The organism is Clostridium estertheticum subsp. estertheticum (assembly GCF_001877035.1).
GTDB classification, from domain to species: Bacteria; Bacillota; Clostridia; order Clostridiales; family Clostridiaceae; genus Clostridium_AD; species Clostridium_AD estertheticum.
This window is the reverse complement of sequence record NZ_CP015756.1, coordinates 510,892-536,735: the sequence shown is the minus strand read 5'-3', so window position 1 is coordinate 536,735 and position 25,844 is coordinate 510,892. Positions and strand designations below refer to the sequence as shown.

Genomic DNA, 25,844 nt, shown 5'->3' with positions numbered 1-25,844 from the left:
GGTTACTCACCTTTAACAACATATCCTACCCCTCTTACAGTGGTTATAAGTTTATCCTCAAAGCCATCATCAATTTTACATCGTAAATATCTTATAAATACATCTACAACATTAGTATCCCCTATATAGTCATAACCCCATACCTTCTCAATTAATTGTACTCTTGTAAGTACAACATTTTTGTTTATTAAAAGCGTTTCTAAAAGGTCAAACTCTTTTTTTGTAAGTTCAATTTCTTTGCTGCCCCTCTTAACATTATGCGCTTTATTGTCCATAACTATATCTTTCACTTTAATCTCATCGCTCTTATTCCCTATAGATGTATCTCTTTGATACACCCTAATTCTTGCTAATAGTTCTTCTATTGCAAATGGTTTTGTAAGATAATCATTTGCACCTACATCTAATCCTAAAACCTTATCTGATATATCACTCTTTGCAGTAAGCATAATTACAGGTACGATTGACACCTGTCTTATTCTTCTACAAACCTCAATTCCATTAAGCCCTGGCAACATAACATCGAGAAGTATTAAATTATACTCATTTTCCTCAGATATAGTTAAACCTTCTTGTCCATCATAAGCAACATCAACCTTATATCCTTCATGACTCAATTCCATTTCAATAAATGTTGACATTAGCCTTTCATCTTCCACTAAAAGAATTCTAAAATCCTTCAAAATAGCACCTTCCTTTTACGATAATCTAGTAATAAAATAGATTCCATATACTACTAATATACACTATCTTCCTAGTCTTAGCCATGTTTATGAGTATTTCATATATGCTCATTCTTATTAATACTATTATATTAATAAAATAAATAACATGTAAAAAATACATATGATTTCTCATATGCATTTTTTACATGAAATATAAACTATGATTATTCTTTTGAAACTATTACTTTTCTGATATATTAATTATCATTTGTCCTTTTTTTGAAGTAGCGTCAACAGAAATATTACTTTCTTCTGATTTATTACTCTTTTTTCCCTTTTGTGAAGAATCCACATTAGAAAAATCGCCTGAATCTGCCTTACTACTCATCTGTCCTTCTTTGGGATTATCATCATCTGATTGATCACTCTTTTGTTTCTTTTTCGAAGTATCATCATCTGAAGAGTTTGAACCTACATTAGCGCCTGAAATATTACCGTTAAAAGGGATTGTAATTTCAATAGTATTTTTATTTTTTTCTGCTTTTTCTAAATCTTTTTCACCCATAAATATTCTCCCTTCATATATAAAACTACACTATATGCATAGCGTGCATTATATAGTTTACCCATTTAATTATAAAATATAGTTTATATCGAACATATTGCATTGACTTGAAGAGTTTAATGTATTATAAATAAGATAATTATAATACTAAGCCTGATGATATTAATAGTTATTATGGCATTAGTAATTATTACAACTACATTATACAAGGAGTGTATAAACTTGAATAATATATTGATTATTGAAGACGAGGAAAAGATCTCAGAAATACTAAAAGCATATCTTGAAAAAGAAGGCTATAGCATATATACCACTACAAAGGGTTTAGATGCAATAAAACTTTTCGAGAGAATTGAATTTAATTTAGTTATATTAGACCTGATGTTACCAGACATATCTGGAGAAGAGGTCTGCAGCATTTTAAGAAATATTTCAGAGGTACACATATTTATGCTCACTGCCAAAAGCACCTTAGAGGATAGGATAGAAGGATTAAACCTTGGGGCAGATGAATACTTGGTTAAGCCGTTTAGTCCAAGAGAATTAACCGCAAGAGTAAATGCTTTATTTAGAAGGATTAATATAAATAAATCTGAAACAATGGTTTATGACAATGGAGATTTAGAAATTAATTATGACAAAAGGGTAGTTTTTGTGCGAGGGGAAGAAATATCACTTACTCCAAATGAATTCGACATATTACAGATTCTTTCATCTAACGGTGGCAAAGTATTTACAAGAGAACATCTCATTGAAAGAATTATGGGAATTGATTTTCAAGGTTTTGATAGAACCATAGATGTACACATTAAAAATTTACGTAAAAAGATAGAATTGGATAGCAGAAATCCTAAATATATAATAACAGTTACTAGAATCGGTTATAAATTTGGTGGTGATTAATTTATGCAAAGCATAAGAAAAAGATTAAGTATTATACTAGTATGTACATCCGTATTAGCACTCTTTTTAGCTACACTTTTTGTAAATATAGCAATATCAAAAACTTTTAACAAGTATTTAGTTGAAATTCAAACTAAGAGGGACACTGGAATAGTAAAATATTTAGAAACGGTATATGAAAAGAATGCTAAGTGGTCAAAAACTTCTGGAATAGAAATTGCGCATGAAGCCTATATGAATAATTACTGCCTCACTCTTAAGGATATAAATAAAAAAGTTGTTTGGGGAATGAATGCAAATGACATAATTAATAACACTAATACTACTATGACCCATAAAAGTAACGGCGTATATACTTTAAGAACCCTCCAAATAAAATATAAAGATAAAATTATAGGGTATGTGGACATAGGACAAAATGGTCCAGTATTATTAACCAGTGATGATATCACTTTCAAGACATCAATAAACAAGGGTATTATTTTAAGTATTATACTCTCACTTTTGATAACAATACTAATTAGTTTGCTTATTTCAAAACAATTTTCTAATCCTCTTAGGCAAGTTTCTAAAATTTCAGTTGATCTCTCAAATGGGAACTATCGTGCACGGTCCAATGACAAAAGTAGCATTTTAGAACTTGAAAATTTAAGAAATAGTATAAATACACTTGGAGAAAACCTTCAAAATCAAGACGCTATTAGAAAAAGATTAATATCAGATATATCTCATGAAGTAAGAACCCCCCTTAATATTCTTCAAAACAACTTTGAAGCTATGATTGATGGTATTTTTCCAGTAGACAATGAAAGATTAACCTATCTTAACGATGAGGTTATTAGATTTGGAAAGCTTATAGACAATTTGAATACCTTGAAACAAATTGAAGGAGAAGAAGCAGCCTTAAATATGGAAATAATCTCTTTAAAAGATATCCTCACTTTAGTCGAAAAGGAATTCGAACTAATATCAGAAAATAAAAATATCAAAATGACATTAAAATGCAATATCAATAACCAATGCAATATTTTGGGAGACACCGATAAAATAAAACAAGTAATTATTAATTTATTTTCAAACGCGATTAAATTTACACCTTCTAAAGGCGAAATTAACATTACTTTAAAAACAACAGATAAAAAAGTGATATTAAAAATTCAAGATACAGGTATTGGCATTAAAAAAGGGGATTTACCTTATATATTTGAAAGACTCTATCGAGGAGATAAAAGTAGACATGAAATAGAAGGCTCTGGGATAGGACTTACAATTGTACGAAATATATTGACTCTCCACAATGCAGACATCGAAGTAAAAAGTGCAGAAGGAAAAGGCAGCGTGTTTATTTTATATTTTAATCGAGTTTTGTGATTATTAACCAAACATTCAAAGGATCTTAAACATCAAAGTCACTTGAATTATAACCATAATTAAGTTAGAAGAGGAGCATAATGCTTCTCTTTTTGCTTTATACAAAACAAGTTTAATATATTTTCTACATAATATCTTCATACCATTTTCATATACTACATATTGCACTTACAAAATTTTAAAAAAACAGCCACTTCAAAATGATATATTAATAAATTACTAAATATAGGAGGGTGATGAAAAATTTGCAGTTTAATGATATTTATAATCCAGTAGGTAAAGATCTAATTCTTGTTGAAGAAGAACTAAAAAAAATCTGTAAAAATCTAAGTACAAATTATTTAACAGAAATTATAGGTTATTTTTTTAAAATTCCTGGAAAAAGGCTTCGTCCTATCCTAGCTTTACTCTCGTCAGGTCTTATAGATAATAATCTACCACAAAATACTAATAATCAGTTAATTAAATTTGCTACCGGCCTTGAGCTCATGCATAGTGCTAGCTTAATACATGATGATGTCCTTGATAACGACACTCTAAGGCGTGGTCAAAAAACTCTAAATAAACTTTATGGTAATAAAATAGCAGTACTTGCAGGTGATGTTGTTTATTCTTTAGCATTCTCTACTATTGCTAATTCCCTACCAAAAGAATATGAGCAAATTATAATCGAATTAACTGAAAACATGTGTGCAGCTGAAATGATTCAAGCAGAAAATGAGTTACCAACTCGTGAAATTTATTTGAATATTATTAAAGGTAAAACGGCATTATTTATGTCTGTTAGTTGCAAAATTGCAGCATCACTCTCTGGCGCAACAAAAGAACAAATAATTGGGTTAGAAGAATACGGATTAAATTTAGGAATGGCATACCAGATGATGGATGACTGTATGGATAAAGATATTTATACTAATCTAAACATTTCCGCAAAAGATGCAAAATTGTATGGAAATAAAGCAATATCGTGTCTTAAGATATTTGAGGACTCGACCTATAAAATAAGTTTAATAAATCTTGTGAACTATATTCTTAATCTTTCTCACTAAAAAGAGAAACCAATATAATGAGAATTTTAAATTTTCTAAACTAGTACAATAAATATAAATTGAAGGAGATTTTAAAATGAAACTACTTAAACATAAATACTTTAACATCATATGGACAGCACTCCGTATATGGTTAGGTTACCAATGGATTTCTGCAGGCCTTGAAAAGGTTACTGGAGGTGGATGGATTGGCAGCACTGCAGGCGCTGGTATAACCGGATTTTTAAAAGCTGCGTTAGTTAAAGCAACAGGTGCTCACCCCGCAGTTCAGTCATGGTATGCGGACTTTATAAAAAATATAGCACTGCCAAATGCTGTAACATTTAGTTATCTAGTTGCATTCGGTGAGCTTCTTGTTGGTATTAGCTTAATCCTAGGTGCACTTACAGTTGTCGGTCTTATCGCTGGTGCACTTATGAACCTAAATTATATGTTAGCTGGCACTACTAGTACAAATCCAAATATGTATACATCAGCATTCATACTCTTATTTGTTGGAGTTAATGCCTATACTATTGGGCTTGACCACTTTATATTACCCATTATTAAAAAAGTCTTTAACAAAAAATCAAATTCTGATCTAATCTCATCATAAAATAATTTTTGGAACGAAAGGGGTTCAATAAACATGAAATTAAAAACATTAAAAAACTTTGTATTTACATTAATATTAGTCTTATCAGTTTCACCCTTGGCATTTGCATCTACAACTGGTACCCAAACAGATAAAGTGGTTGATGGTGTAAAAGCTTCCTTAACCTTTAAAAATGAAAAATTGAAACTAGGAAAGAATGAATTTACATTCTCCTTACTTGATAAAAACGAGAAACCTTTAACCAACGCTAATTTAAAAATCACTGTAGCCATGGACAACTCTACTGATATGAAGGGCATGAGTGGTATGACAGCGGAAAATACGCCCATGATAATTGCTTTAAAAGAAGGTTCTAAAAAAGGCGAATATACAGGTATGATAGACTTTAAAAGTACGGGCAAATGGATTGTTACCTCTACTTTCGGACTTCAAGAAAATGCAAAAAACGTTGATTTTAATGCTAATGTTCAAAAATCAGGCCCTAACTTTCTTATAATTGGTGTATTTTCAGGAGTAGTTGTGCTTATTTTAGTTATAGCTGCTATAAATAAGAAAAAATCTATTAAATCATAGAGATGAGGACTGATACTAATGTCAGATATAAAAAAACAAAAGGACTTTTTAAAAAATAAAGCTTTTAAGAAATTTATCAGAAGTAAATGGTACCCAGGTATATTTCAGTGGCCAGTAGCTCTAGTTTTTGCCTTTATGGTATACGAATTAATCGCTGGGCCAACCGACGCTCACGATAACTTTGGTACTGCAGGAACTTGGGTACTATGGTGGCCGCTACTCCCAATCCTTCTACTGCTTTTCGGTAGATTTTGGTGCATTGTATGCCCTTTTGGACTCCTAAATGATGTTGTTCAGAAATTTGTAGGCAATAACAAACCTGTACCAAAATTTTTACGAAAATACGGAATTTGGATTATTGATGCAACTTTTCTTATGATTACCTGGAGTGATCATGTTTGGGGCGTAGTTGAGAACCCTCGTGGTTCAGGAATATTGCTTTTAATGATAACTACCGCAGTAATATTTTCCGGTGCCCTCTTTGAGAGAAGGACTTGGTGCAGATACTTATGTTTTCTTGGTGGGTTATCTGGTAATTATTCAAGGGCTGGTATGATCGAACTACGCGGAACCCCAGAAGTATGTAAAAACTGCAAAACATCAACCTGTTACAAAGGAACAAGTGAAGTTCCGGGCTGTCCTATGTTTGAGTTTCCTAAAACCATGGATAGTAGTGCAGAATGTAACCTATGTGGTAACTGCGTGAAAAATTGTCCAAACGACTCTATTAGAATAAGTCCTCGCACACCTACTAAAGAATTATGGGATATTAAAAAACCAAAAATAGAAGTTGCATTTTTGGCCATCGTAATTATGGGCATTGTGTTTGTTCAAAACATAACCATGCTAAACATATGGGTTCAATTATTACATTCTCTTGAAAATATACTAGGAACAACTAACTATTATATAACTTTTACTGTAACTTTTTTTATAGCTATGTTAATTCCTGTTGTGTTACTACTTTTAACAGGTCTTATTGCTAAAAAATTTAACAAAGCTTCCGTCATGGAAAATTTCTCAAGATTTGGATATGCTGTTATACCGTTAGACTTAGCAGGACATATAGCTCATAACCTATTTCACTTACTAGCAGAGGGCAAATCTGTAGTTTATACTGCAATGGAGCTTTTCAAAGTGTCCTCCCATGGCGCTTCAACTGCACTACTTTCTAGCCCAACTATACAAGTTCTTCAATATATTATTATTGTGCTTGGTACTATAGGTTCAATATACACCGCTTATAGAATTGCAAAAAGCAGTCAAAATAAAGAAACACTTTTAGGAACATCTATAGTTTATACAGTTCTAATGGTATTGCTTGCAGTAGCGAACATAGTATTATTTTCTATTCCAATGGCAATGCGTATGTAACAACTAAAATAGTAAAAGGAGAATGTTTATGATTAGTGGCAATGTCAAGACATGGTTAAGAGCTATAAGACCTTTTTCCTTCACTGGTTCTGTAATTCCAGTTACAATAGGCGCAATACTCGCAATTAAACATAACAATTTTCAATTTGGGTATTTTATACTCTCTATTGTTGCTATTTTGTTATTACACACCTCTGTTAATTTACTAAGCGATCATGATGATTATGAAAATAAAGTTGATACAAAAGATTCTTATGGTTCAAGCGGTGTTATTCTGGAGAATTTATTATCTTCCAAACAGATTTTTCGATGTGGAATTCTTTGCTTAATACTTGGAAGTCTTATAGGATTATTTTTATCCTATGAAAAGGGTGTATTTATATTAATATTGGGACTTATAGGTGCCCTCGGCGGCTATTCCTATACAGGAAAACCTCTGATGCTAAAATATAAGGGGCTTGGAGCTCCACTAGTATTTCTCTTATTTGGTCCTTTAATGGTAATTGGTTCTTATTATGTTCAAACGAAATGTATTAGTGCTGCTGTCATTCTGATTTCAATTCCAGTAGGCCTTTTAACTACAGCTATATTACATGCAAACGACATTCGCGATATACATCATGACAAAAATGCAGGCATAAAAACTTTATCAATGTTGGTTGGCAAAAATAATGCAAAGAAACTTTATTATGGGATGCTTATTTTATCATATGTATCCCTTATAATTATGATTTTCTTCGGAGTCCTTCCACTACCTAGTCTACTTTGTTTAATTACATTACCTATAGCATTTTCAAATTCAAAAACATTATATAATTCAAATGTCTCAGTTTCCGGATTAATAACCCTTGATAAGTCTACAGGAAAACTTCAAGCTCAATTTGGGATTCTACTAATATTCTCTATATTGTTGAATTTTCTATTATGATAAAAGGAGGACTAGACTTGAACAAAAAAAATTCTAAATATATTATTTTTACATTAATTGTAGCAATCATTCTTTGGTATTTACTTTTTGTAATAAAATCAATGAATTTTTGGTTAGAAATGAGTCTGTCAATTTCAGCATTAGTGTTAATGTCATTTATTTTTAATAAAGATATTTTTAAAATTGGTAAACCAAATATAAGGCATATTCTAATTGGAATTTTCTCAGCTATAGTACTATATATAATATTTTATTTAGGAAACATTATATCAGGTTTCATATTTCCTTTTAAAGATTCGCAGGTATTATCAGTTTACAGTAATAGGTCTAATGGAAATTTAATTTGGATAGGCTTACTACTTTTATTTATAATTGGCCCAGGAGAAGAAATATATTGGAGAGGTTTTATACAAAATACTCTATCTAAAAAAATGGGTGAGACTAAGGGATATCTTATCTCAGTTCTTTTATATGCTGGTGTTCACATAATTACAGGCAATGTGATGCTTGTAATAGCAGCATTAGTATGTGGAATATTTTGGGGACGGCTTTATAAAAAAGAAAAAAGCTTACTTCCAGTAATTATATCCCATGCAATTTGGGACTTAACAATTTTCGTAATATTCCCCTTGATGTAAGGAGGTTAAATCATGAAACAAGCGGCTATAAATATACACGATGTATTTTCATCAATTGCTACTAAATATGATAGATTAAACACAATAAGGTGGGAAAGTGGTTTGCTTAGAATTAGAATTATCTAAGCCTGAACTGCCTATTTTTAGAAATATATATAATTTATATTTCAACTTCGCGCTACCTATTATTGGCTATTTAGGTACCCAAGATAAAGCTGCTTATTACTATTTAAGGGATTCAGTAAATGGCTTTATGCCTAAGGTACAACTTAGAGAGGAATTTGAACACATCGATTTTGACAATACCGAGTTTAAATCTCTAACACTTGGGATAGCATCACTACATTATGGCATTAAGCCATTATATGAATAATCTTTGTTTTAAAAGCAATAACATCTTTATAAAATCTACACAACTATCTCGTATAATTTTAATTATAGATTCAGATTCTCGAAATTATATTAAAAGATTTTAGGAGGTGGAAATGTGGGTGTTAAAAGAGAAAAAATAAAAGTCTTCGGCATGACATGTACATCCTGTCAATCAAGAGTGGAAAGAGCAGTTACAAAACTCACTGGTGTTAAAAATGCTATGGCGAGTTTCAATACTCAATCTCTAACTGTAGAATATGATACTAATCTCTGCAATCTCGAAAAAATTAGAACTGCTATAAATGTAGCTGGTTATAGTACAAAAGATGGGAGCCATTCTAAAATAGCAGGCATATTTATAATCGTAGCGGCAATTATATTAATTGGCAATTCATCAAGTGGACTTGATATGACATCTAAACTAAACGGTGCTACATATTTTGTTCTATTCATTGTTGGGGTTCTTACCTCAATACATTGCGTTGGTATGTGTGGTGGAATAATGTTATCGCAAAGCATAACTAAAGATAGCAAAAGTAAATTTGATTCTGTAAGACCTGCCCTTCTATACAATGCAGGAAGAGTTCTATCCTATACAATAATCGGTGGGATAGTTGGTGCTCTAGGTTCAGTACTTTCACTATCCATAACCGCAAAAGCTGGGCTTCAAATATTTGCAGGTATGTTTATGATAATAATGGGCCTTAATATGAGTGGCTTTAGCTTATTTAGAAGACTTAACTTCAAATTGCCGTGGTCCACTTGTTCAATTAAGAAAAAACCAAAGGCTCCTTTTTTAATTGGTGTTTTAAATGGGCTTATGCCCTGTGGACCACTTCAAACAATGCAACTATATGCCCTAGGCACTGGAAGTGCTTTTAGTGGTGCCATGTCTATGCTACTATTTTCTCTCGGCACAGTGCCTTTAATGTTGACCTTTGGAGCATTATCAGGTTTAATTACTAAAGGATATACAAAGACTCTTTTAAGATTCAGTGGAATACTAGTTGTAGTTTTAGGTATTGTAATGGGAACTCGTGGACTAACACTCGCTGGTATAAACGTTCCTTCAACAACTACATTAACCGCTAGCTTATCTGGTAATAAAACAGCAACATCATCGTCAAAGGCCAATAAACCAGTAATTGAAAATGGAGTTCAAATAATTAGAATGACAGCAGACGATAATGGATATACTCCAAATGGCCAATACGTCCAAAAGAATATGCCTGTAAAATGGATAATTGATGGCAAAGCATTAAATTCCTGTAATGGACAAATTGTTATACCTTCCTTAAACATTCAAAAGAATTTACAAGCTGGCGATAATATAATTGAATTCACACCAAAAGATAATGATATAAGCTTCAGTTGTGGAATGGGTATGATTCGTGGGGTAATTAAAGTTGTTGATAATATAAATACCGTTGATACCTCAAAACCTGATTCTTCTATTCCAACCCCATCTAGTGGTATGCCTTGCTGTAAATAACTAAAAATTTAATGCATTTAATAAAAAAGGTTCAAGTATTACATTTTGTGTAATACTTGAACCTTTTATAATTTAAATTTATCTTAATGGCTTAAAGCCCTTTAAGCGTAATGCATTTGATAATACTGAAACTGAACTAAAGCTCATTGCAAGGGCCGCGATAATTGGATTTAAAAGCGGGCCACCAAATAAATGTAACACTCCCATTGCAACTGGTATTCCTAGAATATTATATCCAAAAGCCCAAAATAGATTTTGCTTAATATTTGTTATAGTTTTCTTACTTAACTGAATAGCTGTAGGTACGTCCATTAAATCACTTCTCATAAGTACGATATCTGCAGACTCCATTGCAACATCAGTCCCAGATCCTATAGCAATACCGATATCCGCTTGTGCAAGTGCTGGTGCATCATTTATTCCATCACCAACCATAGCAACCTTTTTTCCTTCTGCTTGTAGTTTTTTTACTTCATTTGCCTTATCTTCTGGTAATACTTCAGCAAGTATTGTATCTATTCCAACTTGCCTTGCGATTGATTCTGCTGTTCTTTTATTATCACCTGTTATCATCGCAACTTGTATTCCCATACTATGAAGCCTTTCTATAGCCTTTTTACTGTTTTCTTTAACTGTGTCGGCTACTGCAATTATGCCACTTAATTTACCTTCAATAGCAATAAACATAGGCGTCTTTCCTTCAACCGCAAGTTTATCCGATATTTCCTCTAAATCTAATAAAGAAACATTGCTCTCATCCATAAGTTTTTTGTTTCCAAGTAATATTTTTTTACCATCTATAGTTACATCTATTCCCCTACCTGGCACAGCATTAAATTTCTCTGTCCTTTTGAAATCTAGTTTTCTTTCCTCTGCTTCTTTTACTATTGCTTCACCAAGTGGATGTTCTGAACCTTTTTCTGCAGTAGCCGCTATTACTAATAAATAGTCCTCATCAACATCAGCTATAGTAACTATATCTGTTACTTTCGGTTTCCCCTCAGTTAAAGTTCCAGTTTTATCGAATACAATAGTTTGAATTTTATGTGCTGTTTCAAGGGCCGTACCACTTTTTATAAGCACCCCATATTCTGCGCCTTTTCCTGTTCCAACCATTATAGCCGTTGGTGTTGCAAGTCCAAGTGCACATGGACAAGCAATTACAAGCACTGAAATAAATATTGTTAGTGAAAATACTCCCGTTTGACCAGCTATTAGCCAAGATAAAGACGATATTAACGCAAGTCCTATAACCACTGGAACAAAATAACCAGATATAATATCTGCCATTTTAGCTATTGGTGCTTTTGATCCTTGAGCATTTTCAACTAATGTAATAATTTGTGCAAGGGCTGTATCTTTACCAACTTTAGTTGCCTTAAATTTAATAGAACCATTTTTATTTATGCTTGCTCCAATTATTTTGTGTCCAATGCTTTTCTCAACCGGCATACTCTCACCTGTAAGCATTGACTCATCTACAGATGTAGTTCCGAAAACAACTTCACCATCCACAGGCATTTTTTCTCCAGGTTTTACAACAACTATATCTCCAACTTCTACTTCATCAATTGGAATTTCAACTTCTTTATCCAGTCTAATTATAATTGCAGTTTTTGGTTGGAGTCCCATAAGCTTTTTAATTGCCTCAGATGTTTTTCCTTTTGTTACTGACTCTAAATACTTTCCTAGAGTTATAAGAGTTAATATTATACCTGCCGATTCAAAATACATCTCATAACCAGTATTCCCAATGAATATTTCATAAACTGCAAATATACTATATAAAAATGCAGCTGATGCTCCCATGGATATTAATGAATCCATATTAGGACTTAACCGTGCTAAAGACTTGAATCCCACTATGAAATATCTTCTACCTGTTATCATTATGGGAATAACAAGTATTAATTGTATAGCAGCATACGCTTTAAGATGCATCATAGGATCAATAACACTTGGTAGCATCATATCCATTTTCATAACAATCATTGGTACCATTGCAACTAGTAATAATGGCACTCCAAATATAGCAGATATTAAAAATCTATTCCATAATGCCTTTATATCCTTTTCTTTTTTCTCTTTATCAAGATCTACATTATTTTCTTCCTCAAGAGCCTTGTATCCGCCTTTTGCTATAGCCTTCTTTATATCTGAAGTTTTAACTAAGGATGGCTCAAAAGAAATCGTTAGTTTTTCAGTAGCATAATTTACATTTGATTCTATAACTCCATTGAGTTTTCTAGTTATTCTTTCTATATTTTTTGCACAAGATGCACAACTCATTCCCTCAAGTTTTAATGTTTTATTAGTTGTCTGGGCTAATAATTTATATCCCGCCTTATCAACAACATTTTGTATATCAGATAATTTAATCAAAGAATCATCATAAACTATCTTTAATTTTTCTGTTGCAATATTCACACTTGACTCAGAAATCCCTGGCAATTTTTTAGTTACTCTTTCAATTGCTTTCGCACATGCCCCGCAGGTCATTCCTTCTACTTTCAATGACTTAGTTACCATATAATTTACCTCCTTATTCTATATATTCTATTTACCAATTATTTTTGATAAGAGACCTATAATTTCATCTATCTTCTCACTGCCCTTGTCATGCTCAAAGGCTTCCATAACACAGTGATTCATGTGCTGTTTTAAAATCAATAAATTAGCTTTCTTTAGGAGTGATTGTGCAGCAATAATTTGATTTGACACATCTACACAATACCTCTCATCTTCTATCATTTTGATAGTTGCTTCAATTTGTCCTTTTGATATTTTTAAAATTTTCATAGCTTCTTTTTGTTCATTATTCATTATTTATCCTCTTTCACACCCTACCCCCTAGGTGGGGGGGTATAACTACATATTAATACTAAAAAAAAGATATGTCAACTTCTTTAAAGAATCTAACACATAAGATTATAGCTATTTTTAATACCAAAAAATAATGCCTCCTCTATTCGGAGGGGCATCACACACAAAATATTAAGTTAATAATGTTTTTTCCTGAATTACATGTTACCACTTCTTTATGTAGATTTGATTTTATGAAAAAATTGTACCTTTAGAATTTATTTTACCCTTCTAGCAGTTACATAATCATTTCTTCCCAAAGCTGAAATTTTAATTACATCTCCTGTATGAGGCGCATGTATATAATTATTATCCCCAATATACATACCCATATGATGAGGATTAGCAAAACTTCCAAAGAACACCAAATCTCCCGGCTGAAGATTATCCCTTGATACCTCTACACCATCATTTATCTGATCAAATGTAGTTCTTCCTACAGATATCCCAAAATGTGCATATACATATTGTGTGAATCCTGAGCAATCAAATCCTGAAGGTGTTGTTCCACCCCATAAATATGGCGTTCCAAGAAAATTAGAAGCATAGGCTACTATAGCCCCTTGTGATACTGTTGCTCCACCCCTTGAAGGCGTATATGCAGGCACTGATTTTTTTAATTTGCTTATTTTTGTTAAACTTTTATTTACTGACACTTGAGGTTCAATTATCTGCGCTGAAATATTCTTATTACTTTTATTTTCAGTAATCAATTTATTCTGTAATTCTTTAGCAACAATTTCCTTGTTCTTTAATTGCATTACTAATTTGTTTTGTGACTCTTTGGTAACCATTATCTTTTCAATCTTCTGCTTGTTTTCTACTTGTAAACTCTGTAATGCTTCCTTTGTCTTATTCAAACTTTGTTGTTTTTCTTTTAATTCTTTTTGTGATACTTCAAAATTAACCATTAATTTTTTGTCAAACTCTACAACGCTTTTTATGTTATCTACTCTTGATATAAAATCTCCAAAACTCTCTGAATCCAATATAATACTCAAATATCCATCGGATCTATTTATGTACATAACTCTCATTCTACTATTAAACAATCCCTGTTCTTTCTGCGACTCCTTTGCAACCTTTTTAACCTCCACTGCGGCAACTTCAATTGACTTTTCAGTTTCAGATATTTTTCTTTTATTGTCTTCCGTCTTAATCATAATCTTTTCAATTTCATTATCAAACTCTTCTATTTTCATTTCAACTTGTTCTTTCTCGGTCTTAATTATAGTTAGTGAATCTTTCTGCTGTTGTAACTTCTCATTTGCTGGGGCTGCTAGTACTATTCCATTTGAAATTAAAACAAAAATTATTACAACTGCAAGGCTTCTCAGGACTGTCTTCATTATTACATCTCCTCATTTGTTTATGCTTTATAAAATACAAAATAAATATATCAAAAACTTATGTGTTTATTATGAAGATTGTCGGTTTTTATATTTTTTTGTATTATATTTTTATATTCTTATAATAATAAAAGGCATGTCAACCAAGAAGTAACTAGTGCATTATTGAAACAAAGATCTTACCTACTATTATTCCAAGCACTGTACCACTTGCAGATAATCTCCCCCGCCAAAGTCCAATAGATTCAGGTATTATCTCTTTGCAAACAGTATATAATATTAAGCCAGCAGCAAATGATAAGCTAATGCAAATAATTATAGGTGATACACTATTTAAAATTCCTCCCATTAAAGCACCTATCCCCATTGGTATAGATGTAAAAATCGAAAAAAATATTATTGTATATATTTTAGCCTCCCCTTCCTTAAGATACATGCCTAAAGTTAGTCCTTCGGGTATTCCATGAAGCAGTAGAGCAATTGCTAACTGCAATCCTCTGGTATATGAAATATTTAAGAGTGAACCTAATGCAATTCCAGCGGGTATATTATGTATGCCTGAACCTATCGCCATAAAAAGAGCTACTTTTAAATATCTCTTTTTTTCACCATATGAATTTCCAAAATTAAGATAACTAACACCACTATCAATTAATAGTGCAGTAATAAGTCCGATAAATATACCAATTGTTGCGATATATGCATTACCATTTTCAAATGCTTCTGGTATTAAATCGAAGCAAATTATAGCAAGCATAAGGCCTCCAAGAAATCCCAAAACAGTACCTTTAAATCTTCTCCCATTATCTGTAGTAATAAAACAAAGTAGTATTCCAATCATTGTTCCAATCCATGCAGTAAAAAAACCTATATTACTTATATGAACAAGCAAATTAAAATTAGTAAGCATCAATACAATCCTCCATTTTTAAAAATAATACCATATTTAAGTCTATGCTCTATAAGAGATAAGTTAGAATATATGGTAAATTTTTTTAAAATGATCTAAGTACTTTTGATATTAATTTAAATAAATAATTAATTTAATATAAATCATTACATCTATTGTAAAATTTCCATAATAGTTTTAATATTATACATGTAATATATAATATTAATTGTAAAAAAGGAGCAACTACTATGATCTCAAATATTGTTAAAAACCCTAGAAATAAAAATAAAAAGGAAACAAAACGGGTATCTATTATAGCGGGGGTAGTCCTAGTTCTATTTGTACTACAAATTCTTCTTATTCATAATGCTATTTCAAAATATAAACTAAAAATATATCCACAAGTATGGATAGAAGATACGAATATAGGTGGAAAAACTAAAACGGAAGCTAAAAATGCTATCATTCAAAAACACAATAATAGCATTGCTAAAAAAAATATAACAATAAAAATTAATAATAAACAATATACTATTGCTTTATCTAAACTTGATATGAAATATGATTATACTCTTGCAGTTGATGAAGCTTATGATATTGGAAAAGAAGGTAATTCACTAAAAAAATATTTTGCTATAACCTCTCCTGGCAAGAAAAATATTACACTTAATCATACATACAACTATGATATTGTAGATACAGTTCTTAAGGATATTATTAAAGATAATAATAAGAAGGCTGTAGATGCCACTATTGTCAGAAATAATTTAGGAGAGTTAATTGTAACTAAAGAAGAGTATGGTCGTAGTATAGATTCTGCCAGTCTAAAAAAGGAAATAAAAACCAAAGTTGAAAATATAAAACAAGAACAAAATTTACTAATAGAATCTAAATTAATAAATATTGAACCTAAGATTAAAAAAAACAATTTAGAAGGAATAAATACTTTAATATCTAGTTCTACCACTAACTTTGGCAATTCAAATGAAAGTCGGTCAGAAAATATTCGAGTAGCTTCTGATTCTATAAACGGGCATATAGTTATGCCTGGTGATCTTTTTAGCTTTAATGATGTAGTGGGTGAAAGATCTGCTAAAAAAGGCTATAAGCTAGCAAAAGGAATTGTAAATGACAAAGTTGTAGATGACTTAGGTGGTGGAGTGTGCCAAGTCTCAACTACACTTTATAATGCAATACTTAGAACAAATATTGCCTCTGTGGAAAGATATCATCATAGTTTGCCTTGCAGCTATATAGGGAAAGGTCTTGATGCTACAGTTTCTTTTGGACTTCTTGATTATAAATTTAAGAATACATATTCTTATCCTATTTTTATAGAATCTGGTATCCAAAATGAAAATCTAACATTTAATGTGTACTCAAATGCAAGTCTTAGTAATAAAAAATATAAAATTTATAATAAAGTGACAGGTAACCACGTAAATGTATTTAGAATCACGTATGAAAACGGTAATAGGTTATCAAAAGTTTTGCTTTATACTGATAAGATTTCATAGATGCTTTCCAATACTTACTTTCCTAATATTTTTTTAATAAATACAGTCACTAGTTCAGGATCGAATTGATGACCTGCGTTTTTTTGTAATTCTTTTATGATATTCTCCATTGATAATGCACTTCGATAACATCTATCTCTACTCATTGAATCATATGCATCTGCTATATTTATAATTCTTGATGCAATTGGTATCTCTGCTCCTTTTAATCCTTTTGGATATCCTAATCCATCCCATCTTTCATGGTGATATAATATGTATATCGCCATGTTGGACATACCATTTACTGTATTAAGCATTCTATAACCTATTTCACAGTGGCTCTTAATTTTCTTCCATTCATCGCTTGTGAATTTGCCTGTTTTATTAGGTAGATTTTCATGTATTGCAATTTTACCTATATTATGGAGCAATCCAACTTCCTTGAGCTCATTGACCTCATATTTAGAGAAATCAAGGGCTTCTCCCATTTTTCCGCATAACTTCGAAACCTCGTGAGAATGTTTTTCTTCTTCTTTGTTTTCCTCATATAATGTATTTATTATCGACTTAATTGTTTTCACTTTCATAATTGGGCCCTCAAAAAGTTTATTATTGTACATATTATTTTCTGCAGTTATTAAAATTTCTTCAGTTTTTTCTTCTTTACTATTCTTTGTTTGATACCCAAAAGAAACGGAGATATCAATGAAACCAACCTTTTCACCTAATGACAAATTTTTTATTCGCTTTATAATATTTTCTGCTACAAAAGCATCCGTTCTAGGTAATATAATAACAAACTCATCCCCTCCAAGCCTGGCAATAATATCATCAGCCCTACATCCCAGGCTTATTATTTTTGCTACTTTTTTAAGAAGCCTATCACCCATGATATGTCCAAAGGAATCATTAATAAATTTTAACCCATTTACGTCCCCCATAACAATTGTCATAGGAAGGTTCCTTTCCGTATCAAGTCTTGTTAATTCTTCTTCGTAAAACCTACGGTTATATAACCCCGTTAACTGATCATGGTAACTTAGATAACAAATTTCTTTCTCCTTTCTTTTACTCTGCGTTATATCAATGATTCTACATTCAATATATTTTTTCCCATTTAAACATAAAGTAAATGCTTTAAAATACACGGATACTATTGTACCATCATTCTTTCGCATTTCTGCATCAGTAACACCGAATCCATCGTCTATAGCCCTAGTAATACAATCCATGATTGCTCTATAGCTTTTTTCATCACCCTTATACCAATCTAAAAGACTCATTTTAGCTAATTCCTTGGACGAGTAACCTGTTATATCCTGAAACTTCTCATTCCACCTCACTAATCTTCCTTGTTGATCGTAAATATAGTGCATATCTGGTCCACTATAAAATATTGCTTCTTCTATAGTTCTTTCATGTTGTACCTCTTCTTTCCTTAACTCTTCAATTTCAGATAATTGGCTCATTTTATTTTCCTCCATTTTATCTTTCTCAAAGCAATTAGCAATCTTACCTTTTTTGTATTAACCTTTTTATACACTATATTCACTACACTAACTAAATTCTACATATTTTAATGAAATAGCATTCATTTTAATCTAATATATAATTCATTTTAGAAATAATAACTAGCAATTTTAACACTATATTATTTAATATTCTTTTTATCATAATTGTCAGAAAATATAGTTTATGATTCAAATTAACTTGAATGAAATGTAAAAATAGGTTATAATTAAGGTACGTATTTAAAAAGAGAGGTTATTCGATGACTAAACGCTTCAAAAAATTTTACGCGAGCTTTAGTAAAGTAATTATTATAATGCTTGGCGCAACACTATATTCAATCGGCTTAGAAATATTTTTAATACCTAACAACATAATTGATGGAGGCGTTGTTGGAATATCAATTATGGCAAATCATTTTATCAGCGTACCACTTGGGCTACTTACTTTTATACTAAATATACCATTTTTTATAATCGGATATAAGCAAATCGGAAAAACATTTACCATAGCAACTATCTTTTCTGTAATATGCTATTCTATAGGTGTATCTATCCTTAAGCCAATTCCCGGAATAACACATGATATACTATTGGCAGCAGTTTTTGGTGGAATACTAGTTGGACTAGGCATAGGACTCATAATGAGAAGCGGTGGATCAACCGATGGTACAGAAATTGTAGCAATAATACTTGACAAAAGAATTAAATTTTCAGTTGGAGAGATAATTATGTTCTTCAATTTCTTTATATTACTTTCAGCAGGCTTGATTTTTGGTTGGGATAGAGCTATGTATTCTCTCATAACCTATTTTATAGTAATCAAAGTTATTGACATTATCATTGAAGGTACTGATGAATCAAAAGCTGTAGTAATTATTTCAGATAAACATGAAGAAATCTCTGAGGCAATAATGGCTAGACTTGGTCGAGCAATGACTTACCTTTACGGTAAGGGCGGAAAAGAAGGCGAGTATAAAAATGTAATTTATGTTGTTGTATCTCGTTTGGAGATTTCTAAACTAAAATGTATTGTAAATGGCTTTGATGAAGATGCGTTCATAACTATAGGTAGTGTTGAAACAACTGGAAAGAGTTATAGAAAAAAAGCTATTCATTAAATTATAAGTAGAAACAATGATTTTAGGAGAGTGGTTTTATAAATCACTCTCCTTTTTTAATTTATAAAACATATTATTTATTACTATTAAAAAATAATGTAAGATAAATTTAAGAATGTAGTTTAAATTTCATGATATAATATTTAAGACATAATTGTAATTAAAGGCAAATATTATTTCTACAAATTTAATAAATGAGAAATATAAGGAGTGAAACTAACGAAAACTGTTGATACTAAAGAAATATATTTGTATTTGATTTTTTTATAAAAGTATTATTAATAAAGGGTAGGTAAATTAATGAAAAAATATAAATTTAATTTGATATTGGGTATAGCCTCTGTGGGCATTTTTATATTATTAATTATATTCACACATGGTTGGATGGATTTGATTCATCAAATGAAAAACTTACATATTCAATGGCTAATTGCGGCTATTTTCTCCATGTTTTTATATTGGGTTTGCGAAGCTAGAATCTTACAAGTAACTGTATTTCTAATGAAAAAAGATTATAAATTTAAAGAGGCCTTTAAAGTCACTCTTATTGGGCAATATTTTAATTCAATAACTCCCTTTGCATCTGGCGGTCAGCCAATGCAGTTATACGCACTTACTAAACAAGGACTGGCCGCTGGCAAAGCTGGTTCAGCGCTTATGATTAAATTTATTATGTATCAAGCTATATTAACTATATACTCTCTAGTTCTTATATTTGGGAAATTAGATTTTTTTAGACGAAAAACCAGCAATTTATTTTATTTAATAGGCGTAGGTTTTTTAGTTCATGCTAGTGTAATTGCATGTTTAATTATTTTTTCCAAGTATCGTAAATTAACACATAAATTTATAATGATTTTATCTAGAATATTACGAAAATTTAAATTTGTAAAAAATGTATCAAAACTAGAAACAGATATTAACCAGAATTTAGATCAATTCCATGATAATATGCAAATAGCAAAACATAGTAAAGGATTAATTTTTGAAGCTGTTATATATACAACATTACAACTAACAATATATTTTATTATTCCTTATTTTATCTATCTTAGCTTTGGAATGAAGGGTGCTAGCATCGGTAGTATGATAGCGGGAACTGCTTTTATAATGATGATAACAGCTGTTATACCGTCACCAGGAGCCATGGGGGGCGCGGAAGGTGCTTTCTATATTTGTTTTAGTTTGTTTTTTGCAGCTAGTAATATAATGGCCGGTATATTGTTATGGAGGTTAATTACTTTTTATTCCTGTATAATTTTTGGATTTTATGCACTTAAAAAGAAATAAATAAGAAAAATCATTAGCCTAGGCTAATGATTTTTAATTTCTACTCTTTTATTATATACGGCACTGTAAGCACTGCCACATTTCTATTTTTATATAATTGACTCTTTATAAAATACCCTGTTTGGTTATGAAGTAAATTATGCCACCATTTAGTAATAACAAACTGTGTTAGCACTACTGTTACCGTTTCTCCATGTTTTGAAGAACGCTCTTCTGATTGTATAAAATTCATTAATGGTTCCATTACATCCCTATATGATGAGTGCTCTATTATTAATGGAATTCCTGGATTATACTCTTTCCACTTTCTTTTTAATTTTTGAGTAATTTCCGGATCAGTTGATACATGAAATGCAACAACGTTTTGTGATAAACATTTAGCACAGTTTAATGCCTTTAGGAATGATTTATTTAATGTACCTAAAAGTATTATTACATGCTGATCATTATTTGTTACTGCAGAAGCTTTGGGTCTTAGGTCATTTGTTAATCTTATTTGCTCTACTACATGAGTATAATGCTCCTTAATCTTTAACATAAAATAAACAAGCATTGGTAATATAATACAAACAATCCACGCACCCTGAGTAAACTTTATAATGCCTATAAGTATTACTGTAATGAAAGTTATAACAGCACCAAATCCGTTTACGGCCGCCTTAAATTTCCAACCAAGTGATTTTTCCCTTTTCCACTTCAAGAACATTCCAACCTGAGAAAGTGTAAAAGATATAAATACACCAACAGCATATAACGGTAAAAGTGCATGTGTATCGCCTTTAAACACAATAATTAATATAGCAGAAGCTACAGCTAATACTATTATTCCATTTGAAAAACTTAACCTTTTTCCTCTTTGAGAAAATTGCCTTGGAACATATCCATCGTTCCCCATTAAAGAAAGTAATAATGGAAGACCTGCATAAGATGTATTAGCAGCCATTATTAAAATAATTGCAGTGGTAAATTGAATAACATAAAAGAAAATATTTTTTCCGAAAACTTGCTGGGTAATTTGAGCAAGAACTGTCATATGATTAACAGGTACTGCATGATAAATTGTTGCTAAGAAAGATAATCCTACAAAAATAAAAAATACTAACCCACCCAGTAAAAGCAAAACAATTTTTGCATTTTTTTGTGATGGTTCTTTAAAATTAGGTATACCATTGCTTACAGCTTCAACTCCCGTTAACCCACTACAACCTGAAGCAAATGCACGAAGAAACAGAAATAATGTAATATCACCTACTTGCCTTGGCACTGAAAATAAAGGCTGTGGCGAATAACCAAAAACATAATGTCTAACAAGACCAGTAACAATAAGAACTACACAAGAGCCTATGAATATATATGTTGGAACTCCAAAAAGTTTAGATGATTCCTTCGTTCCTCTTAGATTCCCTATTGTTATAATTAATAACATTATAAGAGCTATAGCTACTTTGTACTTATACAAAAATGGCATAGCCGACGTTATGGCAGCTGTTCCAGCACTTATACTAACAGCAACTGTAAGTACATAACCTACAGTAAGAGCTGCTCCCGCAGTAAGCCCTGGGGTTATTCCCAGATTATCCTTTGCAACTATGTATGATCCTCCACCAGATGGGTAACTATCAATGGTTTGCATGTATGAAAAAACGAGTATGAGCAATAGCAAAACAATACATAATGCAGCATAAAACATATATCTATATGCCATAAATCCCATAACTCCAATTAACACAATTAAAATTTCCTCACCTGCATATGCAACAGAGGAAACTGCATCACTGGATAATATAGGTAGTCCCCATAAAACGTTTAATTTTTCTCCTTCTAATTCTTCTGTTTTTAATGTCTTACCTATTAATAGTTCTCTTATCTTTGAAAACATAAATGCACCTCTATAATCAAATTTATTTATACAATATTTATCTATTATATATTATATATTACTAATTCTAAGATTTCAAACTATAATTAATCTATTTATGACGAAATATAGCCAAATTTATACTTCTAGCGGCGTATAATTAACATTATAATTCAAATAGTCATACATGCTTAATTTATATATATTTAAAGTTACTTATTAGTCGTTTTCATGTTGTTTATCTCTAAGTAAATCAAAAAAAAGAATAGAGTACATGGTTAAAACCATATATCCTATTCTTAATTATCTTTCTAAATTATCTAATTTTTTTATACTATATATTTAGTTACTAATTCATTAAACTCATCCACGTTTTGTTCCATCCAAGTAGTGAAGTCTTTGTTTGAATTATCTACGGCACTTGCAAGTTCAAATAAAAATTCTGGCACATCCGCTTGTTTAATATCTCCATAAATTTTGCTGAGCTTTGTTTTACCTATCCCAAGATCTCCACCAATATGTAATTCAAATACATTTGTAAGTTCATCTTGAATCTTTTTCTTTTTACCACGAAATCCAATTGTTCCTATTTCATGTACGGAGCAAGAATTAGTGCATCCGGATATATGAACAGGTGGCAATATATCTTTTGTGAAGTTCTTTTCTTTAAAATAGCTTAAAATCTCTTTTAAAGTAGTCTGGCTTTCTAGTATTCCCATTTGACAAGTAGGAACTCCAATGCAACAAGTAGAATATTCAAGTGAAGTATTTCCACCCATTTCCTCTGTTAAGTCAAGTAATATTTGTGCTTCCTTTCCGTTCAAATTTCTGATGTATAATCCTTCTGACATAGTTAATCTTATTTCTATCTTATTCATACCATCTATTTTATCTATTATTAGTTTTAAATGATTTGTTCTTAATTGTCCTCCCATTGGATGAACATACACACTGTATAACCCATCTTGTTTTTGTGAAATTAGTCTTGGACTTTTTATAGAAGTTTCAATACCAGTCTTATCATAAACCTTGGTTTCTACCTCGATTTTCAAATTGCCTTTAGCCTTAACCTTCTCCAAATAACTATTATAACAATTTATAAATTTCTCATCGCCCATTCTTTCCTTAATATATCTTATACGAGCTTTTCCTTTATTTACATAATCACCTTCATTAATAAAAAGCTCTGTTAATGCTTCAACATGGTACAGAATATCCTCAGGATTTATTAATTGACCACTGGAAACAGATAGTCTTGAATTATTTCCTATTCCACCACCTAAATATACTTTGAAATATTGGGCTCCATTTTCAATAACCGCTAAAAATCCTAAATCAGTAGCAGTTACGTGTGACTCATCCTTGTCGTTACTTGAAAATGCAACTTTAAATTTTCTTGGTAGTTTATATGTATATATCTTATCTAAAAAATGTTTACCCACCGCAGTTGCATAAGGTGATATATCAAAAACCTCATTTTTTTCTACCCCAGATAGTGGTGATGCAGAAACATTTCTAGGATAATTACCACCTGAACCCCTTACATATAACTCTTTGTTTATACCTTCCTTCATAATATTGCAAACTTCATCTATAGTAATTCCATGTAATTGCATTGCTTGACGAGTAGTTATATGTATATTTTCAACTTTATATCTATTTGCAAAGTCATAAATTTGTTTAAGATCCTTTATAGAAGCTATCCCAGCTGGCATTCTAAATCTTACCATAAAATCCTTGCCACTACTCTGGGCATATACTCCCATACCACCGGAAGCCCCTTTAAAATCCATCTTACTCATTTCACCACTTAAAAATTTATTACCAAGTGCTCTAAAACCTTCAATTTCAGAAAGAAGAATCTCATTTAAATTGTTCATTTGTATCATTCCTTTCGTATTGCAACATCCATCTGACTATAGTATACTTGTTTTTAACCAATAAGTATAATACATGTTTTCTATAATACTTATTAGTATTACTAATAGGTAGGGTGATAATTTTGATAGAGGAATTGAAAACTTTTATAGCTGTTGTAGACGAAAAAAGCTTCACAAAAGCCGCAAGTACCATCAACATATCTCAGCCAAGTGTTAGTTTACACATTAAAATTCTAGAAAAAAAGTTTAAAACAAAACTAATAGAAAGATCAAACAAACAAAGAAATATATTAATTACACAAACTGGAGAAATATTATACAAAAAAGCTAAACAAATAATATCGCTAATTGACGACACAAAAGATGAACTTAACAATTATCATGATTCCACCTCAGGAACCTTAAAGATTGGCGCAAGCATGACAATAGGTGAATTTTTACTCCCCTCAATACTAGGAGAATTTATTAAAGAGTTTCCGAATGTAAAACTAGAAGTTGCCATTGAAAATACCCATAATATTTATGAAAAGTTTAAAAACTATGATATTGATATTGCTTTAACTGAAGGTAGCGTCCCTGCACATAACTATACTTCTAGCAACTTTTATAAAGATACAATGGTTATTGTAACTCCAAATTCTTTTACCTATGATAAGAATATTGGCCTTAAACCTAACTTGTCAAATCAAACTTGGATGCATAGGGAAGAAGGTTCTGGAACTGGTGAGTATCTAAATATATTTTTAAATACAGAAGGTATATCTCCAAAGAATTTTATTATTCTTGGAAGTAATTATGCAATTAAAGAAGCTGTTAAAAATAATTTAGGCGTAACTTTTATCTCATCTTTAGTAGTTGCTGATGCCGCTACTAACAATGAACTTAAAATCATAGCTACTAAAACAAAATATAATAGGTTTTTTTCTTACTTAGTTCATGAGAGAAACTTATCAAAGATTGCGACATTATTTGTTGAAAAACTAGAAAAATTTAGTAAACGTAATATTACATAACTGCCATATCTTCATATTATCTCAAATAAAAAAGCACTTCCATCCAC

The 25,844-nt window shown here is 31.0% G+C and carries 22 protein-coding genes and 1 pseudogene; 14 read left to right on the top strand and 9 right to left on the bottom strand.

Features of this window, described 5'->3' with window-relative positions; translation table 11 throughout:
• Window positions 1-2: 2 nt before the first annotated feature.
• Window positions 3-683 carry a response regulator transcription factor gene (locus A7L45_RS02585; RefSeq protein WP_071611324.1) on the bottom strand — a complete coding sequence of 227 codons (681 nt, stop codon included), beginning with the start codon at window positions 681-683 and terminating at the stop codon, window positions 3-5.
• 223 nt (window positions 684-906) lie between these two features.
• Window positions 907-1,230: a hypothetical protein gene (locus A7L45_RS02580; protein ID WP_071611323.1), complete on the bottom strand. Its 324-nt coding sequence runs from the start codon at window positions 1,228-1,230 to the stop codon at window positions 907-909.
• A 222-nt stretch (window positions 1,231-1,452) separates the two neighbouring features.
• Between A7L45_RS02580 and A7L45_RS02575 the strand changes: the two genes are divergently transcribed.
• From A7L45_RS02575 to A7L45_RS02530, 10 genes and pseudogenes are all read left to right on the top strand, one after another.
• A complete protein-coding gene (locus A7L45_RS02575) occupies window positions 1,453-2,133 on the top strand; it encodes a response regulator transcription factor (protein WP_071611322.1) in 681 nt (226 codons plus the stop codon).
• A 3-nt stretch (window positions 2,134-2,136) separates the two neighbouring features.
• Window positions 2,137-3,504, top strand: a complete 1,368-nt coding sequence (locus A7L45_RS02570; RefSeq protein WP_071611321.1) for a sensor histidine kinase — start codon at window positions 2,137-2,139, stop codon at window positions 3,502-3,504.
• A gap of 236 nt (window positions 3,505-3,740) precedes the next feature.
• Window positions 3,741-4,553: a polyprenyl synthetase family protein gene (locus A7L45_RS02565; RefSeq protein ID WP_071611320.1), complete on the top strand. Its 813-nt coding sequence runs from the start codon at window positions 3,741-3,743 to the stop codon at window positions 4,551-4,553.
• Window positions 4,554-4,629: 76 nt separating this feature from the next.
• On the top strand, window positions 4,630-5,148 hold the full coding sequence (locus A7L45_RS02560) for a DoxX family membrane protein (RefSeq protein WP_071611319.1): 519 nt from the start codon (window positions 4,630-4,632) through the stop codon (window positions 5,146-5,148).
• A 33-nt stretch (window positions 5,149-5,181) separates the two neighbouring features.
• On the top strand, window positions 5,182-5,721 hold the full coding sequence (locus tag A7L45_RS02555; RefSeq protein ID WP_071611318.1) for a FixH family protein: 540 nt from the start codon (window positions 5,182-5,184) through the stop codon (window positions 5,719-5,721).
• 18 nt (window positions 5,722-5,739) lie between these two features.
• Window positions 5,740-7,095, top strand: coding sequence for a 4Fe-4S binding protein (locus A7L45_RS02550; RefSeq protein ID WP_071611317.1), 1,356 nt, complete (start codon window positions 5,740-5,742; stop codon window positions 7,093-7,095).
• Between the two features lie 28 nt (window positions 7,096-7,123).
• Entirely contained in the window at window positions 7,124-8,023 is a 900-nt protein-coding gene (menA, locus tag A7L45_RS02545; protein WP_071611316.1) for a 1,4-dihydroxy-2-naphthoate octaprenyltransferase, read from the top strand.
• Between the two features lie 17 nt (window positions 8,024-8,040).
• A complete protein-coding gene (locus tag A7L45_RS02540; protein ID WP_224616798.1) occupies window positions 8,041-8,661 on the top strand; it encodes a CPBP family intramembrane glutamic endopeptidase in 621 nt (206 codons plus the stop codon).
• A 97-nt stretch (window positions 8,662-8,758) separates the two neighbouring features.
• The gene (locus A7L45_RS02535; protein ID WP_071611314.1) at window positions 8,759-9,034 is read left to right on the top strand and encodes a class I SAM-dependent methyltransferase; all 276 of its coding nucleotides are present in this window, start codon (window positions 8,759-8,761) and stop codon (window positions 9,032-9,034) included.
• A gap of 114 nt (window positions 9,035-9,148) precedes the next feature.
• Window positions 9,149-10,519: pseudogene (locus A7L45_RS02530) on the top strand (urease accessory protein UreH domain-containing protein); the annotation flags it as partial.
• 84 nt (window positions 10,520-10,603) lie between these two features.
• Here the strand turns inward: A7L45_RS02530 and A7L45_RS02525 are convergent.
• The 4 genes from A7L45_RS02525 to A7L45_RS02510 all read right to left on the bottom strand — a co-directional run bounded on the left by A7L45_RS02525 (window position 10,604) and on the right by A7L45_RS02510 (window position 15,646).
• Window positions 10,604-13,054, bottom strand: coding sequence for a heavy metal translocating P-type ATPase (locus A7L45_RS02525; protein ID WP_071611312.1), 2,451 nt, complete (start codon window positions 13,052-13,054; stop codon window positions 10,604-10,606).
• Between the two features lie 27 nt (window positions 13,055-13,081).
• Window positions 13,082-13,348 carry a metal-sensing transcriptional repressor gene (locus tag A7L45_RS02520; RefSeq protein ID WP_071611311.1) on the bottom strand — a complete coding sequence of 89 codons (267 nt, stop codon included), beginning with the start codon at window positions 13,346-13,348 and terminating at the stop codon, window positions 13,082-13,084.
• Window positions 13,349-13,605: 257 nt separating this feature from the next.
• Entirely contained in the window at window positions 13,606-14,736 is a 1,131-nt protein-coding gene (locus A7L45_RS02515) for a C40 family peptidase (protein WP_071611310.1), read from the bottom strand.
• A gap of 154 nt (window positions 14,737-14,890) precedes the next feature.
• Window positions 14,891-15,646 (bottom strand): ZIP family metal transporter, encoded by a 756-nt coding sequence (locus A7L45_RS02510; RefSeq protein WP_071611309.1) that lies wholly within the window; start codon window positions 15,644-15,646, stop codon window positions 14,891-14,893.
• A 230-nt stretch (window positions 15,647-15,876) separates the two neighbouring features.
• Here A7L45_RS02510 and A7L45_RS02505 point away from each other — a divergent pair, with 230 nt between their 5' ends.
• Window positions 15,877-17,145: a VanW family protein gene (locus tag A7L45_RS02505; protein WP_071611308.1), complete on the top strand. Its 1,269-nt coding sequence runs from the start codon at window positions 15,877-15,879 to the stop codon at window positions 17,143-17,145.
• Window positions 17,146-17,159: 14 nt separating this feature from the next.
• Here the strand turns inward: A7L45_RS02505 and A7L45_RS02500 are convergent, their stop codons facing one another.
• Window positions 17,160-18,596: an HD domain-containing phosphohydrolase gene (locus tag A7L45_RS02500; RefSeq protein ID WP_071611307.1), complete on the bottom strand. Its 1,437-nt coding sequence runs from the start codon at window positions 18,594-18,596 to the stop codon at window positions 17,160-17,162.
• A gap of 356 nt (window positions 18,597-18,952) precedes the next feature.
• Between A7L45_RS02500 and A7L45_RS02495 the strand changes: the two genes are divergently transcribed.
• On the top strand, window positions 18,953-19,756 hold the full coding sequence (locus A7L45_RS02495; RefSeq protein WP_372445259.1) for a YitT family protein: 804 nt from the start codon (window positions 18,953-18,955) through the stop codon (window positions 19,754-19,756).
• Between the two features lie 300 nt (window positions 19,757-20,056).
• The gene (locus tag A7L45_RS02490) at window positions 20,057-21,046 is read left to right on the top strand and encodes a lysylphosphatidylglycerol synthase transmembrane domain-containing protein (protein WP_071611305.1); all 990 of its coding nucleotides are present in this window, start codon (window positions 20,057-20,059) and stop codon (window positions 21,044-21,046) included.
• A gap of 40 nt (window positions 21,047-21,086) precedes the next feature.
• Here A7L45_RS02490 and A7L45_RS02485 read toward each other — a convergent pair whose 3' ends face one another.
• Together A7L45_RS02485 and A7L45_RS02480 are read right to left on the bottom strand one after the other, a co-directional pair.
• Window positions 21,087-22,925: an APC family permease gene (locus tag A7L45_RS02485; RefSeq protein ID WP_071611304.1), complete on the bottom strand. Its 1,839-nt coding sequence runs from the start codon at window positions 22,923-22,925 to the stop codon at window positions 21,087-21,089.
• A 308-nt stretch (window positions 22,926-23,233) separates the two neighbouring features.
• Window positions 23,234-24,784 carry a nitrite/sulfite reductase gene (locus A7L45_RS02480; RefSeq protein ID WP_071611303.1) on the bottom strand — a complete coding sequence of 517 codons (1,551 nt, stop codon included), beginning with the start codon at window positions 24,782-24,784 and terminating at the stop codon, window positions 23,234-23,236.
• Window positions 24,785-24,906: 122 nt separating this feature from the next.
• Here A7L45_RS02480 and A7L45_RS02475 point away from each other — a divergent pair, with 122 nt between their 5' ends.
• Entirely contained in the window at window positions 24,907-25,797 is an 891-nt protein-coding gene (locus A7L45_RS02475) for a LysR substrate-binding domain-containing protein (protein ID WP_071611302.1), read from the top strand.
• Window positions 25,798-25,844: the final 47 nt, after the last annotated feature.